At 72.5% G+C, this 17,088-nt stretch carries 14 protein-coding genes; 6 read left to right on the top strand and 8 right to left on the bottom strand.

All coding sequences use genetic code 11. The features are described from left to right. Positions 1 to 19: 19 nt before the first annotated feature. Positions 20 to 2,293 (bottom strand): peptidoglycan recognition protein family protein, encoded by a 2,274-nt coding sequence (locus tag AC07D6_RS10795; RefSeq protein WP_479043561.1) that lies wholly within the window; start codon positions 2,291 to 2,293, stop codon positions 20 to 22. Between the two features lie 827 nt (positions 2,294 to 3,120). Between AC07D6_RS10795 and AC07D6_RS10790 the strand changes: the two genes are divergently transcribed. The 6 genes from AC07D6_RS10790 to AC07D6_RS10765 all read left to right on the top strand — a co-directional run bounded on the left by AC07D6_RS10790 (position 3,121) and on the right by AC07D6_RS10765 (position 9,816). Then, complete coding sequence (locus AC07D6_RS10790) at positions 3,121 to 3,384, top strand: phosphopantetheine-binding protein (RefSeq protein ID WP_479043351.1); 264 nt, start codon at positions 3,121 to 3,123, stop codon at positions 3,382 to 3,384. A gap of 41 nt (positions 3,385 to 3,425) precedes the next feature. Further along, positions 3,426 to 4,397, top strand: a complete 972-nt coding sequence (locus AC07D6_RS10785; RefSeq protein ID WP_479043350.1) for a chlorinating enzyme — start codon at positions 3,426 to 3,428, stop codon at positions 4,395 to 4,397. A 351-nt stretch (positions 4,398 to 4,748) separates the two neighbouring features. After that, positions 4,749 to 5,474 (top strand): thioesterase II family protein, encoded by a 726-nt coding sequence (locus AC07D6_RS10780; protein ID WP_315877406.1) that lies wholly within the window; start codon positions 4,749 to 4,751, stop codon positions 5,472 to 5,474. Positions 5,475 to 5,526: 52 nt separating this feature from the next. Further along, the gene (locus AC07D6_RS10775) at positions 5,527 to 7,035 is read left to right on the top strand and encodes an amino acid adenylation domain-containing protein (protein ID WP_479043348.1); all 1,509 of its coding nucleotides are present in this window, start codon (positions 5,527 to 5,529) and stop codon (positions 7,033 to 7,035) included. A 145-nt stretch (positions 7,036 to 7,180) separates the two neighbouring features. Beyond that, positions 7,181 to 8,485, top strand: coding sequence for a cation:proton antiporter (locus tag AC07D6_RS10770; protein WP_479043346.1), 1,305 nt, complete (start codon positions 7,181 to 7,183; stop codon positions 8,483 to 8,485). After that, positions 8,482 to 9,816, top strand: a complete 1,335-nt coding sequence (locus AC07D6_RS10765) for a LuxR family transcriptional regulator (RefSeq protein ID WP_479043345.1) — start codon at positions 8,482 to 8,484, stop codon at positions 9,814 to 9,816. The genes AC07D6_RS10770 and AC07D6_RS10765 overlap by 4 nt, the downstream gene beginning before the upstream one ends. Here the strand turns inward: AC07D6_RS10765 and AC07D6_RS10760 are convergent. From AC07D6_RS10760 to AC07D6_RS10730, 7 genes are all read right to left on the bottom strand, one after another. Further along, positions 9,751 to 11,181 carry an amidase gene (locus AC07D6_RS10760; protein ID WP_479043344.1) on the bottom strand — a complete coding sequence of 477 codons (1,431 nt, stop codon included), beginning with the start codon at positions 11,179 to 11,181 and terminating at the stop codon, positions 9,751 to 9,753. The genes AC07D6_RS10765 and AC07D6_RS10760 overlap by 66 nt on opposite strands. Before the next feature lie 33 nt (positions 11,182 to 11,214). Beyond that, positions 11,215 to 12,570: a phthiocerol/phthiodiolone dimycocerosyl transferase family protein gene (locus tag AC07D6_RS10755; RefSeq protein ID WP_479043343.1), complete on the bottom strand. Its 1,356-nt coding sequence runs from the start codon at positions 12,568 to 12,570 to the stop codon at positions 11,215 to 11,217. Positions 12,571 to 12,586: 16 nt separating this feature from the next. Continuing rightward, entirely contained in the window at positions 12,587 to 12,982 is a 396-nt protein-coding gene (locus tag AC07D6_RS10750; RefSeq protein WP_315877400.1) for a hypothetical protein, read from the bottom strand. Between the two features lie 27 nt (positions 12,983 to 13,009). Then, complete coding sequence (locus AC07D6_RS10745; RefSeq protein WP_479043342.1) at positions 13,010 to 14,218, bottom strand: acyl-CoA dehydrogenase family protein; 1,209 nt, start codon at positions 14,216 to 14,218, stop codon at positions 13,010 to 13,012. Between the two features lie 13 nt (positions 14,219 to 14,231). Continuing rightward, complete coding sequence (locus AC07D6_RS10740; protein WP_479043341.1) at positions 14,232 to 14,756, bottom strand: flavin reductase family protein; 525 nt, start codon at positions 14,754 to 14,756, stop codon at positions 14,232 to 14,234. 205 nt (positions 14,757 to 14,961) lie between these two features. Then, positions 14,962 to 15,894, bottom strand: a complete 933-nt coding sequence (locus AC07D6_RS10735) for an SDR family oxidoreductase (protein WP_479043340.1) — start codon at positions 15,892 to 15,894, stop codon at positions 14,962 to 14,964. Further along, entirely contained in the window at positions 15,891 to 17,087 is a 1,197-nt protein-coding gene (locus tag AC07D6_RS10730; protein ID WP_315877396.1) for an FAD-dependent monooxygenase, read from the bottom strand. Before AC07D6_RS10730 ends, AC07D6_RS10735 begins: the two co-directional genes overlap by 4 nt. Position 17,088 lies beyond the last annotated feature (1 nt).

Genomic DNA, 17,088 nt, shown 5'->3' with positions numbered 1-17,088 from the left:
GAACAACCCGGCGGGTCGGCTACTTGAGGTAGACGAGGCCGTCGGTGGTGACGGTCGGCCGGCCGGAGGTGCCGACGACGACGATCTTGACGGTGTGCTTGCCGCTGGTGGCCCAGGTCTTGGTCCAGATGGCGTCGCGGTACTTGGTGGTGGCGGACTTCAGGTCGACGGTCGCCGCCTTGACGCCGTCGACGTACACGTACGCCTGGCCGGAGGTGGCGGCGCGGGAGACGACCCAAGCGGCCGAGCGGCCGGTGAAGGTCCAGGTCAGGCTGGCGTTCTTGGTGGAGCTGGAGAAGGACTTGCCGCCCAGGTAGCTGCTGGAGGACTTGGCCGCCCACGTGCCGTACTTGGCGGCGGAGGTCTCCTGGAGGATCACCGGGGTGCCGGCGACGGAGGCGGTGGAGGTGTTGCCCGCCCGGTCGTGGGCGGTCATGCTCCAGGTGGTGGCGGCGCCGGACTTGGCCGTGTGGGCGGCGGAGTACACCGTCGGGCCGTACGTCTTCGCCACGGGACTGGTCAGGCGCACTTCCTTCAGGGAGGTGCTGTCGGTCGCCTTCCAGCTCAGCGTGAGGGGCACGGCGGCGGTGTTGACGGTGCCGGTGCGCAGGGCGAGCGCGGGCTTGGTGGTGAAGGTGGGGGCGGTGGTCTCGGCGACGACGGTCACGGCGGCGGTCGTGGCGGTCTTGCCCGACTGGTGGACGGCGCGGACCTGGACCTTGTGGGTGCCGGGGGTCAGCGTCACCTTGCCGGAGGTCGCGGTGGCGGCGGCGGTGGCGGCCACCTTGCCGTCGACGAGCAGGTCGTACTGCTTGACCAGGGCGGCCGGGGTGGTCGCCGCCCAGTTCACGGTGACGGACGACTTCGTGTAGTACGTCGTGCCCGACGCGCCCGCGCCGGTGACCGACTTGACCGCCAGCCCGGCCACCGGCCCGGCGGCCCAGGAGCGCAAGGTGGGCAGCGAGCCGTAGAAGGCGTCACCGGGGCACTGGGTGTTGTAGCCGTCGCGGTGGCCGTGGATCGTGGGGAAGGAGAGCTGAGCGCCCTTCGCCCACGTCTTTCCGGAGTAGCTGCGCCCGGCGTCACCGGCGGTCAGGGTGGTGGTGCCGGCCGGGTCGACGCCGTACTGGCCCAGCTTCCACGCGGCGATGCGGGCGACGGAGGTCAGCGCCGCCTGCGAGGGCGCGGCGTCGGTGTAGGTGCCCAGGACGGAGATGCCGGTCGTCTCGGAGTTGAAGCCGTAGGCGTGCGCGCCCATCACGGGCAGGTCCACCCCGCCCTTGCGGCCCTCGTAGACGGTGCCGCACTTGTCGACGAGGAAGTTGTACCCGATGTCCTTCCAGCCCAGTTGCTTCACGTGGTACGCGTAGATGCCGCGCACCACCGCGGGCGCCTCGGCGCACGTGTACGCGTTGGACTCGGCGGTGTGGTGGACCACCACCGCCTTGACCTTGCCGTCCGGCAGGTACCCGGGGGCCTCGGGGCTGATCGACTCGTCCGCGCCCCAGCCCGCCCGGGAGGTGATCGGCGGACGCGGCACGGTCGACGGCGGCGGGGACGGCGCGGTCGCCGTGGGGCTGGGGCTCGCCGGAGGCGTGGACGGCACGGACGGCGCGGAGGACGTCGGCGTCGGCGCGGCGCTCGTGGTGGGCTGCTCGGTCGGCGGCTCGCTCACCGGCGGGGTCGTGACCGGCTCCTGCGGGGACGTCACCGTCGGGACCGGGACCGGGTCCGGCGCGGGCTCCACCGGCCCGGGCGTCGTCCCGGTCGGGGTGGGCGTCGCGGTCTCCTCCAGGGCGAACGCCGCCGGCGCCATCCCCGACACGGTGCCCGTCTTGGGGTCCACCATGTCCAGCCGCAGCCCGGCGGGCAGCGCCTTGGACGTCGTCCCGCCCGCCCGCAGGCGCACCTCGACCCCGTCCGACGGGCCGACCCACGCCGGTTCCGTGCCCCCGCGGGCGGCGCCGCTCTCGCCCTGGCCGCTGTCCCCGTCCAGCCGCAGCCACGACGACCACTGCCCCGACCCGACGGCGCGGGTGCGGACCTCGACCGTCCCGGTGACCCGCGCGGCGGGCTCGGTCCACGTCACGCCGAGCATGCTGAAGGGCTTGGTCCCCTCCTCCTTCAAGACCGCCGAACGGCCGTCGGGGCTCGCCGCGATCGGCTTCGTCCGCGCCTCGGCCGCGACGGGGCGGGGCTTGCCGTCCCCCGGCCCCGCGGCCGGTTCGGTGCCCGTGGCACCCTGCAGGACGACCACACCGGTGACACCCGCCACGGCGACAGCCGCCGCCATCACTATTCGACGCCGCTTCACGCAGCCCCCACCCCTAGATCCTGATGCGCGAGGAACCCCGTACGACCCATACGCCTCGCGTCCCTGTGCGTACGCAGGCTACACACACGTGAGTGGCACCCCCACTCCCGCCTCTATTGACATGCGCATGGAACGGGGCAGTCCGGGTATATGCCCGCGGACGTGTGCCCGGAAGGGGTTCGAAGCACCGCTCAGCCTCCGGGGCCCCGTCGGACGTGCAGCGACATGCCGCGATGATCCGCTTTCCCGCTCGGTGTCTTCCCCCGCGCGTTCACGCGTGCGACGTGCAACGTCACAGAGGGCCAGGACGGCACGGCGCCCCCGCCCACGCGAACTCCCGGAGGGCCCCGGACGCCGCCCCACCCGCCGGCGCCCCCGTCCCGGCGGACCGGCCGGGACACGGCGGCGCCCTTCCGCTCGGGTGCCGCGGAAACGGCCGGAGGGTCCCCCTCGTCCCGGCGGTGACGCCGGGCGTGACGGAGGGGGAGTGCGCGGTGCCGGTGGGCGGGCCGGCGCCGCCGGTGCGCCGGTCCCGTGCGGCCACGGCCCGTCCCGTGCGGCCACGGCCGGGGCCCGCGGGCCACCCGGACCGCGTCGTCAACACTGCAATTGGCACATGTTCTTGGCGCATACCCCCCAAGCGATTGGCATTACCGTGATCCTCTGGGCGGCTATAAAGTTGAGACCACAACGCGCTCTGCGTGTTTGCGCGGACCTGTGCAGAGCGTTCAGTGAACCTCCGGCCGGCTGATGTATCGCCTTCGCGGGAGGCTCGCACGAGACCCTACGAGAGGAGCAAGGCAGCAATGCCCGTTTCCACCCCCGAGGGCCTGCACGACATGCAGAAGCTGCTTGTCGACTGGGTGCGCGAATTCCTCGAAACCCCGGACGCGTCCCTGGACGACAATTTCCTGGACCTGGGAGGCCACTCACTCCTCGCCATGAACCTCAACGCGCGTGTCCAGCAGTATTTTGGTCAGGAACTCGACGTGAAGACCCTGTTCGAGCAGTCGCTCGGCGAGGCCATCGCGGAACTGCATGCGCGGACGACCGCGCAGCAGGCGGCGTGACCCGTTCACCAAGCCCACCCCCACCAGAAGCTGGAGTAGCCGTGAGTGACAAGACGTCGGATTTTCGGCTGACCCCCGAAGAACTCGCCAAGTTCGAGGAGCAGGGCTTCATCGGACCGATCAAGGTCTACGAGCCCGAGGAGATGGAGAGGCGCTGGAGGGAGATACGCCGCGCCATTCCCGACCGGTCGCGGGCGATCTACCCGGAGGACTCGCTGGGCGCCGTCACCAACCTCTCCAACTACGACCGGCACCTCGACATCGACCTGCTCAGCGAGCACATCATGCAGCGGGCCATCGTCGAGCGGGTGGCCTCCATCCTCGGCCCGAACCTGCTCTGCTGGCGCACCGAGTTCTTCCCGAAGTACCAGGGTGACGAGGGCACGGACTGGCACCAGGCGGCGACGTTCGCCCACTCCAGCGGCCGTCCCCAGATCCAGTGGCCCGCGCAGAACGACGCGCCCGCCTTCGGCGGCACGATCACCGCCTGGACGGCGTTCACCCACTCCACGAAGGAGAACGGCTGCCTCCAGCTCATGCCGGGCACGCACCGGGTGATGAACTACGACGAATCCCTCGGCATGTCCTACAACCCGGACACGATCAACAAGCGGGAGAAGGAAAACGTCAGGCGCGGTTTCTTCGGCTACGACTACCGCGAGCTCCAGAAGGACCCGAACTGGCGCCCCGACGAGTCGAAGGCGTTCTCCCTCGTCATGCAGCCCGGTGAGTGCGTCATCTTCTGGTCGACCCTGATGCACGGTTCGCTTCCGCACACCGGCAGCAAGAAGGACTACCGCATGGGGTTCGCGACCCGGTACGTGCCGACCCAGGTCAAGATCTACCCGGACCTCGACGACGTGTCCGAATACGGCGGCACGATTCCGCTGGAAAACTACGCCGCCGTTCTCGTCGCCGGCAAGGACGAATACGGCATCAACAAGCTGACCGACCGGAGCCGGCGCGGTCACAAGTTCGTCCCGTGGGATTTCCGGCAGCCCGTCGGAAACTGACGCCCCACCGGAACGTACCGACACGAGCCCGGCTGCCACGGCCATGAGCATGCGGCCGGGGCCGATCAACGGCGCGTCAACCGCGACGCCCGTCCGGGCGAGGCGGCGGGGCAGCCAGTCGCTTCGCCACCGAATTCACCGCACCGCCCGCCAGACCGAGGAAATCGTCACCGGTCCACGCCGCCGATGCGGCCCCCGGCCATGAGAAAGCCGGGAAAAGGACCGCGGCGACCCGGACCGGCGGCGTCCGGTCGCGGCGCACGCGCGCCCCGCCCCGGAACGGCGTGACCGGCGACCCCCCTCACCGGCCACGCCGCTCCGGGCCCCCTCCCCCTCCCGGAAGGCGCACCGATGGCCGTGCTCGCCCTGTTCCACCACGCCGGCGGTTCGGCGGCCGTGTTCCGCCGGCTGACCCGGCTGCTGCCCGACCACATCACGCCCCTGGTGGCCGAACTCCCCGGCCGGGGCCGCCGCTGGCGTGAGCCCACCCTCCACACCGCCGAAGAGGCGGTCCGAGACCTGACGGACCTGCTGGTCCGTCAGGTCGGTACCGACGACGAACTGTCGATCTTCGGCCACAGCATGGGCGCCTACCTCGGGCTCGGCGTGGCGGCGGCCCTGGAGCGGCGCGGCGGACCGCGGTGCCAGGTGCTCTTCGCCTCCGCCAACCTCGCCCCGCAGCGCGCCGTGCCGCTGTTCGCCGACGGCGCCCCTCCCGCATCCGACGAAGAGGTGCTGGAACGCGCCGCGCGGTACGGCGCGCTGGACACCGCACTGCTCCGCGATCCGCACATCGCCGCCCGCGCCGTCTCCCTGCTGCGGGCCGACTTCGACATCTGCGACTCGTTCGTCCGCACCATGTCCTGGACCGTGACCGAAAGCCGCATCGTCGTCTGCCGGGGGCGGGAGGACGCGTTCGGCGACGAGCACACCGACCAGTGGCAGTGGAGCAGCGTCCAGCCGCTCACCACCCACACGTTCCCCGGCGGCCACCTCTACCTGGAGTCGGCCGGGGCCGAACCGCTCGCGGCGACGATCGAGTCGGTCATGACCGAACCGGCGCAGTCCCCCACCTGATCCGGCCTGGGAGCAACCATTGACTAGCGTACGGAATTCCCCCGGAAGGACCTTGCTCGCGCACGAGCTGTTCGAAGCCCGGCGCGACCTCCACCCCGACCTGCCCGCCATGGTTTGGGGCGACAGGACCCTCACCTACGAGGAGCTGGGGCGCGACTCGGACCGGCTGGCCCTCGCGCTGCGCTCGGCGGGCGTCACGGGACAACCGGTCGGCGTCTTCTTCGAGCGCGGGTTCGCCATCGCCGTCGCGGTGCTCGGCGTGCTCAAGGCGGGCTGCGCCTACGTGCCGCTCGACCCGGCCTACCCCGACGAACGGCTCGCCGCCATGGTGCGCGACAGCGGCGCGAGGATCCTGCTGTCCGACAAGGCGATCCTCGACCGGATCCCGGTGCCGGACGGCACCCGCGCCACCGCGCTGGAGGACCTCCTCTCCGCCGTCGAGGACACGCCCCGGACGACGGCACCGGTGATCGGACCGGACTCGCTCGCCTACGTCATCTACACGTCCGGATCCACCGGGGTGCCCAAGGGCGTGGCCATGCCCCACGGCCCGCTGGCCAACCTCATCGACTGGCAGTGCGCGCACTCGTCGTGCGGCACCGGGGACCGGACCCTCCAGTTCTCCGCGCTGAGCTTCGACGTGTCCTTCCAGGAGCTGTTCAGCACCTGGGCCTCCGGCGGGACGCTGGTGGTGGTCGACGACGCGACGCGCCGGAGCTGCCAGGCCCTGATCGAACTGATGAACCGCGCCTCGGTGCGCCGCATGTTCCTGCCGTTCGTCGCGTTGCAGGCGATAGCGGAGCACGCCAGCACGGTCGGCGCGTGGCCGGTCTCCCTCCGCGAGGTCATCACCGCCGGCGAACAGCTCCAGGTGAGCCCCGCGGTGCGCGCCCTGTTCCAGCACCTGGACGGGGCCGTGCTGGTGAACCAGTACGGCCCGTCGGAGACCCACGTGGTGACCTCGCTCGAACTCGACGGCGATCCGCTGACGTGGCCGGACCAGCCCAGCATCGGCCGGCCCATCACCAACGCCGAGGCGTACGTCCTCGACGAGCACCTGCGCCCGCAGCGGCCCGGCGTGCCCGGGGAGCTGTGCATCGGCGGCCCGGTGCTCGCGCAGGGCTACCTGGGCATGCCCGACGTGACCGCCACGCGGTTCCGGAGCGTGCCGGGCGTGGCCGGCGGGGGGCGGATCTACCGGACGGGCGATCTGGTCGAGCTCCTGCCGGACGGCACCATCCGGTTCCTGGGACGGCTGGACGACCAGGTGAAGATCCGGGGCCACCGCGTGGAGATCGGCGAGGTCGAGGCGCGCCTGCGGGCGCTGCCGGAGGTGGCCGACGCGGCCGTCGTGGTGCGGGAGACCGCGGCGGGCGGCAAGCAACTGGTGGCGTTCTGCGTACCGGCGCACGGCGCCCGGGTGGTCGCGTCCGCGATCCGGCGGAGCCTGGCGGTGCACCTGCCCGGCCACATGATCCCGTCGTCGATACGGGACCTCCCGTCGTTCCCGCTGACCCCGAGCGGCAAGGTCGACCGCAAGGCGCTGGCACGGCGGCTCTGACCGCGGGGCGGCCGGTCCGGTACCGGCCGCCTCCCCCGGACGGCTCCGGCCGTCCCCGTCCCGGATCCGGCCGCTCCACTCCCGGATCCGGCCGTTTCGGTCCCCGAGAAGGCAGGAGTGAGGAGTGTCGACGCACGGTCCGGCCTTGAGCGCGGGGGAGAGCGGCAGCGTAGCCGGGGTCGTCCTGGTGGACCTGGCCCTGGTGCTGCTCGCCGCCTTCCTGTTCGCCGCCTTGGCCAAGCGGGTGCGACAGCCCGCAGTGATGGGCGAGATCGTCGCCGGGATAGCGCTGGGGCCGAGCCTGCTCGGGCTGCTGCCCGGCGACCTGCCCCGGCTGCTCTTCCCCCCGGAGGTCCGCCCGTACCTCGAAACGCTCGCTCAACTCGGCCTGGTGCTGTTCATGTTCGGCGTCGGCTACCAGTTGAGCCTTTCGCACGTCAGAGGTGTCGGGAGGCACATCGCGCTCGTGTCGTTCAGTTCGGTGGCCCTGCCGTTCGCCCTGGGCGCCGGGCTCGCGCTGCTGCTGTACCCGTGGCTCGACCAGACCCAACTGAGGACGCAGGGGGTGCTCGGCCCGGCCCTCTTCCTCGGGGCGGCGATGTCCATCACCGCCTTCCCGGTCCTCGCCCGGATCATCACCGAACGGGGCCTGCAGAAGCAGCGGGTGGGCACGGTGGCCCTGGTCAGCGCCGCGATCCAGGACGTGATCGCCTGGAGCGTACTCGCCGCGGTCGTCACGATGGTGAGCGTCAGCGGCCTCTGGTCGTTCGGGCGCACCGTCGGGGGCGCGGTCCTCTTCGTGCTCGTGCTGCTCTTCGCGGTACGGCCGGCCCTGTCCTGGCTGCTGGCCCCGGAACGGCGATGGGCGGGCAGCGGCACGACCGTCCACGTCGTGCTCTGCTCCGGCCTGCTGACCAGCGCGTGGATCACCGACGAGATCGGGCTGCACGCGGTGTTCGGCGCGTTCCTGTTCGGCGCCGTCGCGCCCCGCCACCACATCGACGCGACCGCGCCCGAGGTGCCGGAACGCATCGACCAGACCAGCCTGCTGCTCCTCCCGGTCTTCTTCACCGTGACCGGCCTCTCGGTGGACCTCGCGGGCCTCGGCGCGCAGGGGCTCGTCATGGTCCTTGCGATCGTCGCGGTGGCCTGCGCGGGCAAGTTCCTCGGCGCGGCGGGCGCGGCGCGGCTCACCGGGGCCACCGGACGCGAATCCGCGGTCCTGGGCATCCTGCTCAACGCGCGCGGACTGACCGAACTGGTCGTCCTCAACGTGGGGCTGAGCCTGGGCGCCCTCGACACCCGGTTGTTCACCGCCATGGTCGTGATGGCGCTGGTCACCACGGTGATGACCGGACCGCTGCTGACTCGGTACCAGGCCGACGGCGCGTCGGGTCCGGCGACAGCGCGGCAGCCGAGGAAACACACGGGGGAGGGCGCGGTCCGATGACGACGATCACGACGAGACGGATTCCGTCCCCGTCCACCGCGCCCTCCCCGTCCGTGCCGTCCCCCTCCACCGCGCCGTCTCCGCTCCGGCTGCCGCTGCGGGGCCGCGAGGACGAGATGGCGCGCGCCCTGCGGGCACTGGAGTTCGGCGCCGACGGCGGCTGCGCCCTGGTGGCGGTCGAGGGGCCGCCCGGCTCCGGGAAGACCCGGTTCCTGGACGAGTGCGTGACCACGGCGGAACGGCTCGGCTTCGTGACCGGACACCGGTTCCCCCTCGCCGGCCCGGCCGGTCCGGTGGGCACCGGCACCACCGACCGGCCCCGGCTGATCGTCCTGGACGACGCGCACTGGCTGGGAGAGGAGGCGAGCGACGCGCTGCTCGCCCAGCGGTACGCCCGGTACGGCAGCAGGGCGGTGGTCTGGCTGGTCGCGCGCCGCCGCGGGACGGGGGCGAGGAGCCTCGACGCGCTGGTCGCCAGCTCCATCGGGCACACCGAGCGGATCACCCTCGACGCGCTCCGCGCCCCCGCGGCGCTCCAGGTGGCCGTCGACGTCCTGGGCGTCCCCCCGTCCGCCCCGCTCGCCCGGGTGCTGCACGGCGCGGGCGGACACCCCAGGCTGCTCGTGGAACTGCTGGAGGGAATGCGCGAGGAACACCTGATCCGGGTGGGGCCCCACGAGGCGCAGCTCGTCGAGGAGCGCATCCCGCAGCGGCTGCGGGCGCTCCTCCAGAGCATGCTCCTGGAGTACCCGGACGAATGCCGCCAGCTCCTGCGGGTGGCGGCGGTCCTCGGCCGGGAGAGCACGGTCGACGACCTCCTGCCCCTCCTGCGCGTGCCGCCGTCCGCCCTGCTGCTCACCCTGGACCGGACGATCACCACCGGGGTGCTGGCCGTCGGCAACACCCGTGTCCGCTTCCCCAACGAGTTGCTGTGGCAGCTCATCGTCGACTCGGTGCCGGCCACGCTGCGGCACGCGTTGCGCCGGCAGGTGGCCGACGCCCGGCCGGCGCCCGACCCCGAGGCCCGGACGCCGGTGCCCGGGGCCCGGACGCCGGCGCCCGCCGGGCCGCCGGACCTCAACGGCCAGGAGCACAGGATCGTCCAGATGGTCGCCGAAGGGCTGACCAACAAGCAGATCGCCCGGCGCCTCGAAATCTCCCCCCACACCGTCAACTACCACCTGAAGAAACTCTTCCGGAAGGCCGGGGTGAACTCCCGCATCGCCTTGCTGCGCGAGACCGGCTGGAACGACCGCCCCGACGACTCACCCGAGCCGGGGCCGCGCGTCGGCCCACGGACGGGCGCGTTCGAAGGCGGCGGCCAGACCTAGGAGGCGGTCTTCGGCCCCGGGCGCGCCGACCAACTGGATGCCGACCGGCAGGTTCCCCGCGGCCCGCCCCGCGGGGAGCGAGATCGCGGGTTGCCCGGTGATGTTGAACGGGTACGTGAAGGCCAGCCAGTCGGCGTACTCCCGCCACCGCTCCTGGAACCCCGAGCCCTCCGGAGCCGCCCCAAGCGGAGGCGGGAGCACGGTGAGCGTGGGGGTGAGCAGGACGTCGTAGCGCGTCCAGAAGCGCAGGACGTCCGCCGCCCGGCTCTGGGCGGCCGCGATGGCCGCGCAGTAGTCGACGGCGCCCAGCCGCTCGCCGTACAGGGCGATGTCGAGGGTCGTCGACTCCAGTTCAGCCAGGTGCTCCGGCGGCACGCCGCGGACCATGGCGGCCACGTTCGCCGCGATGACCGTCAGCAGGGGGTCCAGGAGCCCGCCGAGGTCGGGCGCGGCCTCGACCACCTCGACCCCCAGGGCCTCGAAGGCCGACACCGCCTGCTCGAACACCTCCCGCACCTCGGGGGCGACCGCGCCGTGCGGCGGCGTGCCGGTGTACGCCACGCGCAGCCGCTCCGGCGGCCGGTCACAGGCGGCCAGGAACGAACCGGACGGCTCGGGCAGCCCGTAGGGCTCCCCGACGACCGGGCCCGCCATCACGTCGAGCATCAGGGCGGCGTCGCGGACGGTGCGGGCCACCGGGCCGTTGATGACGTATCCCGCCCACTGCTCCTGGGAGGCCGGCGCCCACGAGGTGCGTCCGCGGGTGGGCTTGAGCCCCACGACCCCGCAGGCGGAGGCGGGCGCCCGCACGGAGCCGGCGCCGTCGGCCGCCAGGGCGAGCGGTCCGATGCCGGCGGCCACGGCGGCCGCGGCGCCGCCGCTGGAGCCCGCCGGGCCGTGCTCGGTGTTCCACGGGTTGCGGGTGGCCGGGAAGGCCCGGTTGTCCGTCGTGATCCGCAGCCCGAACTCCGGCATGTTGGTACTGCCGACGAGGATGCCGCCCGCCCGCCGGAGCCGGGCGACCGACTCGCTGTCGAAGCCCGGCTCGTAGCCGGTGAACGGCAGCGACCCGTAGGCGACGGGCAGGTCCGCCGACTCGTTGGCGTCCTTGATGGTGAACGGGACCCCGTGCAGCGGGCCGCGTTCCTCCGGCGGCAGCGCGTCCGCGGCGCGCGCGTCCGCGAGGGCGCCTTCCGCCCGCACGGCGACCACCGCGTTCAGCAGCGGGTTCACCTCTTCCAGGTGGGCGAGGACCGCTTCGGTGACCTCGACGGCGGACAGTTCCTTGTTCCGGATCAGGTCGCGGAGCTCGGTCGCGGGCGTGAAGACCGGCGGCCCCGCGGGCGTGAGGCCCGGTGCGTTCATCTACGGTGCTCCCATGCGGGTCGGGGCCGGGCGTCAGCCGGCCGCTCGTAAGAGGGCGAGGACGATCTCCACGCACCTGTCGGCGAGCCTCGCCGCGCGCTCGTCCGAGACCAGTCCCTCGGCGTAGGTGAAGTTCCAGGCGAGCTGGTGGTGGCTGGAGTTGACGGTGGCGACGAACGTGCCCACCACCGACAGCGAGGCGACGAACTGCGCGCCCGACGCACGCCACGGGCCGATCGCGTCCGGGAACGGGAACCGGCCGATGTTGGAGATGCAGAAGTTGATCGGGCCCTTCTCGTCCAGGTGCCGCACGAAGGGCATGCTGTCGGCCAGGCTCTGCGGCCCCGAGCTGCCGATCAGGCGGATCATGGAGAACTGTTCGCCCCGCGCCTTGCGCGCCTTGAGGTCCGCGCTGATCTCCCGGGCCGTCTCCCACAGCGGACGGGCCGCCACGTGCTCGACGAGGGAGGGGATGGTCGCCACGTAGCTGCCCACGTCGTCCGGGGCCACCGACGGTTCGAGGTCGCCGCGGAAGTCGACCGGGGAGCCTATCGAGTACCACGTCGCGTCGGCGGCCCCGGCGTCCGTGGCGACCGCGCGCACCATCGCGGCGGTGAGCACGCCGTGGACGGTGACCCCGCGGGCACGGCACGCCAGGGCGAGGCGGTCCAGCGTCGCGGCGTCCAGCGACCGGTGGAGGAACCGGGTGCGGCGCCGCTCGAAGGGGACGGCCAGGTCGGCGTCGACGCGGCGCGGACGCAGCCGCCGGAGGTCGTCCTCGTCCCGTTCGGCCTTCGCCTTCGCCCGTGCCTCTCCCGCCGCGCCGCGGTGCCCGGCCGGGAAGAGCTCCTCGGCCGCGGGCAGGACGGCACGCGGTTCGACCGGGTGGCCCGCCGCGAGTTCGGCCCACTGCCGCAGCAGGGAGATGACCGTGGTCCCGTCCGCGATGACGTGCAGCAGGCTCAGGATCAGGTCGTGCACCTCGCCGTCGGGCCCCGGGCCGGTGAGCACGGTGGCCGTGGCGAGCGGCCCGGCGCGCCAGTCGACGCGGCCGTTGACGAGTTCCCGGTCGATGACCCGCGTCCAGCCGTTCTCGACGGCGTCCGGCGAGTCGAGGACGCGGTGGTCGAGGGGGATCGGGCGGCCGTCCACCGGAGCGAACCGGGGTTCCCGCCCGGTCGCTCCGGCCTCGATCGCCACGCGCAGCAGCGGGTGGCGGTCCTGGAGCGCGGTCAGCGCCGAGCGCCACCGCGCCGCGGGGACCGGGCCGTGCACGCGGACCCGCCCGATGACGTTCAGGGGTGATATCTGGTCGGCGATCCAGTACCAGCGCTCCAGCGGGCTGAGTTCCCGCCGCACCGCCTGGACGGCCGTGGAGGTCGTGGACACGTGTGCTCCCCGGCGGTCAGTCGACGGGTGACGCGGAGAGCGGCCGGAACATGGCGGCGCTCGCCCGGGTCTCCGGGGTGGTCTGCCACGGCGGGTTGGTGCCGAAGGCGAGCAGGACCTCCTCCCCGTCGGCCCGGAACGTGACCGGGTCGCCCTTCTCCACCCACACCATCTCGTGCGGGCCGGCGGTCACCGAACCGCCCTCGAAGTCCACGGCGAACCGCCCGGACAGGACGACGATGAACTCGTCGTAGCTGGGCACCCACTCCATGACGTCGCCGGGGTGCAGGCAGGCGTATCCGGCGCCCATCGACTTCGGGACCCCGTCGTCGGCCAGGTCACCGATGTAGATGCGGGTGTCGGCGAACTGCTGCCAGTTCGCCCGCTTCGTGTCGTACGCGTGCGCGGCCATGGCCGTCTCCTCTCTGTGGTCTCCGCGTCACACGAGCGGAGAGATCTGCTCCTCGACGCCCAGCAGGGCCTTGCCGTACATTTCCTCGATCATCTGGGGCTGGAGGATGGCGTGCCGGGCGCCCACGGCCGAGTCCCGCCAGATCCGCTGGAGCGGGTTGGCGTCGGCGAAGCTGCCCGCGCCGTGCGCGGTCAGCAGGAGGTCGATCGCCTCGGTGACGTGCCCGACCGCGCCGCTGAGGTCCGCCCGCGCCCGGAGCCGGCTCAGCGGGTCCAGGGCCTCGCCGCGCGCCGCCGCCGCGTCGATGTCGTCGGCCGCGCGCCGGACGTGCAGGTGCGCGCTGTCGATCTTCTGTGTCGCCTTCGCGAGCTGGAGCTGGAAGGCCGCCGAATCGCGCTGCTTCTCGAAGAAGGTGAACGTGATGGCCTTGGCGGCGGACCTGGTCTTGACCAGTTCCAGCGCCGCGCGGCCCAGACCCAGCTGCGGAGCCACCAGCGGGGCCCCGGTGAGGAACTGCGCGATGGCCGCGCGGGGCAGGCTGCCGCCGGACCGCTGGGGCGGGTATTCGCCCGCCATCGCCTTCGGCACCGACAGGACCCGGTGCTCCGGTACGAAGATGTCCTCGGCCACCAGACAGTTGCTGCCGGTGGCGCGCATGCCCGCGACGAACCAGCTCTCCTCCACCGTGTAGTCGGTGGCGGGCACCAGCGCCATGCCCTGGTCGACGATCTGTCCGGTGGAGTCCGGGACGGGGAAGCCGATGAGGGCCCAGTCGGCGTGCCAGGCACCGGAGGCGTAGTGCCACCGGCCCGAGACCCGGAAGCCGCCCTCGACGCGGTGGGCGGTGGCGCTCGGCGTGAGCACACCGGACACCTTCGCCTCCGGGTCGGCCTTGAACACCTCGTCCTGGGCCTGCTCGGGGAAGAGGCTGACGACCCACGCCACCGAGTTGCAGACCGAGACCACCCACGAACTGCTGCCGTCCCCCTCGGCGAGGACCGCGGACACGTCGATCAGGGTGCGCAGGGACGCCTCGTAGCCGCCGTACCGCTTGGGCACGGCCAGCTTGAACATGCCGGCGCCCACGAGGGACTTCATGGTTTCCTCGGAAAGCCTGCGGTCGCGCTCCGCCTGTTCGGCGTTGCGGGCGAGGAGCGGAACCAGTTCGCGCGCGCTGCAGAGCAGGTCGGACGACGCCGGAGAAACAGGGGTCTTTTCTTCTGGGGTGACGGTCATGGAATTCTCCATATCAGCGGGCGAACGCCGCTATCTGGTCGGTGATGGAAGTGTTCTGCCGGTCCGCGAAGGCGGAGTGCGTCCCGAACATCCGGCGGCCGTAGACGAGGGGCGCGGCGGCCCGCGCGCCGGAGACGCGGGCCACCAGACTGAGTAACAGCAGATGGTCCCCGCCGGTGACGAACCGCTTCGGGAGGCACACGAGCCAGCCCGGCGCGTCCCGCAGCCGCGGCAGCCCCTCGTCCATGTACCACTCGACTTCGGCGAACCGGTCGGCGACCGGGGAGGCGAACGCTCCCGCGACGGCGGCCTGCCCGGCACCGAGCAGGTTCACGCCGAACCGGCCGGTCCGCCGGATCTTCGGCAGCAGGGCGGAGCGGTGGTCCAGTGCGATGGTCACCATGGGCGGACGCAGGGACAGCGAGGCGAGCGAACCGACCGTCGTGCCGTGGGGCCGACCGTCCGCCATCGCCGTGACCACCGCCACCGGGGTGCAGACATCGGCCATGAAATCCTTGAACTCTCGCTCCGTGACCATTCCTTCTTCCCTGGGTGTGAAGGGGGCAGGTGTTCTTCGCGGAATTTCCGGCGGGAGGAGCTTTGTCGGCGGGGTTTCAGCCGTGAATTATTCGATCGACGTTTCTTCGTGAACTCGACGCTGCGTACGCTATCCAGGGGGCCGGGGCGCGTCCAGCGAATCCATTCGGTACTACTCGAATGCGCAGTCCGCCCCGGCCGGGCGGCTACCCCTGCCGCCGGTCCACCGGGTCGGGCGCTCCCACGGAAGCGGTGATCCCGCTGAACCGGCGGTCCAGCAGGGCGTCGGGGAGCAGCCGCGCCCAGCGGCCCATGTTGCGCGCGTCCGCGCCGACCCAGTACCGGGTGCGGGGGCGTACGTCGGTCAGGGCGCGGACGACCGCGCGGGCGAAGTCCTCGGGCGTGGTCCTGCTCGCCAGGGCCTGCTGCCCGTTGCCCTCCATGAACGCCCCGAAGGCGGACCGGTAGAGCTCGGCCACCGCGGGGGGCGCGTCGCTCAGCACCCGGTCGCCCGCCTCGGACACCTTGTTCCAGATCGGCGTGAGGATGGCGCCCGGCGCCACGATCGACACGCGCACGCCGGTGGGCGCCAGTTCGCGCCGGAGGGCGTCGCTCAGCGCCTCCTTGGCGAACTGCGCCGCGGAGTAGGCGCCGAGGAACGGGACGGCGGCCTTGCCGAGGCCGGAGGTGACGTTGACGACCCGCCCCCGCGACTGGCGCAGCAGCGGCAGGTGGGCGCGGACCATCCCGAGGTGCCCGACCACGTTGACGTCGAGCTGCCGGCGGAACTGGTCGCTGTCCACGCACTCCAGGGGGCCGGGGACGCAGATGCCCGCGTTGTTCACCAGGCCCCGCAGCCCGCCGTACTCGCGTGCGGCGAGCTCGGCCGAGGCCCGCACCGACGCGTCGTCGGTGATGTCGATGGGGACGGGGCGGAGCCGGCCGTACAGCGACTCGGCGAGCAGTTTCTCCCCGTCCTCGCTCCGCCGGACCCCCGCGAGGACGTGGAAGCCGCGGCTCTCCAACTCGAGGGCGCACTCCCGGCCCAGCCCCGACGAGGCGCCGGTGACGACGACCGCTCCGTGTGCCGGGAGGCGCCTCCTCGCCGGAAGGCCCCCGCGCACCGTCCGTCCCGTCATCGGTTCGTCCCTTCGTCCACGTCGGGGAGGAGGCCCGCGCCCGGGAAGGTCAGGGCGGGTTCGAGCTTGCCGACCAGGTTCCGGTGCGACATCCACCGGAAGTACCCGTCGCGGACCCGCCGGCGCACGGGTCCCTGCGACTGCTCGAAGTCGCTGATCGACCGGGTGGCTTCCACGATCATCCGGGTGCGGTCGTACCGCGCGGCCTCGTAGCCGCGCAGCCCGCTCGGCACGTCCGGGGCGTGCTGCAGGTGCTGCGCCAAGACGGCGGCGTCCTCCATCGCCATGGCCGAGCCCTGGCCGAGGCTGGTGAGCATCGGGTGGGCGGCGTCCCCGAGCAGGGTCACCGGGCCGGTGCCCCAGGGCTGGAGGAACGGGCGGTCCTTGGTGTTCAGCGTCAGCAGGTCCTCGGGCGGCGTCACCCGGATCGCCTCCCGGACCTCGTCGGGCCAGCCGGAGTAGGCGGCGAGCACCCCGGCCTTGCCCCCGCTCCAGGTGCTGGACTCCTCGAACGGCATGTTCTTCGTGCCCCACCAGTAGAGGCGCCCCCGGCCGATGTCGACCAGGCCGAACCGCATCCCGTCGCCCCACAGGTGCACCACGGAGCCGGGCGCGAACCGCGGGTGGCTGTACTCGGTGATGCCCAGCCAGGCGATGTACCCGCTGTCGCGGACGGGCTCGTTCGGCCCGGTGAGCTGCCGGCGGATGGCCGAGTTGAACCCGTCGGCGCCGACCAGGAGGTCGGCCTCGGCCCACTGCCCGTCAGTGAAACGCACCCGTGCCCGGTCACCGGCCACCTCGAACCGCTCCGCGGCGGCGTTCAGCCTGATGGGCACGTCCGCCGCCTCGTCGAGGAGCGCGGCCAGCAGGTCGGCCCGGCTGATGCACACGCAGGGGACGCCGATGCGCCGGGTGATCTCGGGGAAGGGGAACTCCCGGATCAGCCTGCCCTTCCAGTCCTTGACGTGGTACGTCTCCATCACCCGGCCGCGCTTCTCCAGGCCGAGGTCGATGTCGAGGGTGGCGAGCGCCGCCGTGGCGTTGCTCATCACGGAGAGGCCGAACCCGGCGGCCCTGAGCTCGGGGGCCCGTTCGAACACCTCCACGTCGAAGCCCACGCGCCGCAGCGCGATGGCCGTGGTCAGTCCGCCGATGCCCGCACCGACGACGATGGCCGTCCTTGTCCCATTCATG

It is taken from the genome of Streptomyces sp. NPDC045287 (assembly GCF_056432325.1).
This window is presented reverse-complemented; position numbering and strand designations above follow the sequence as displayed.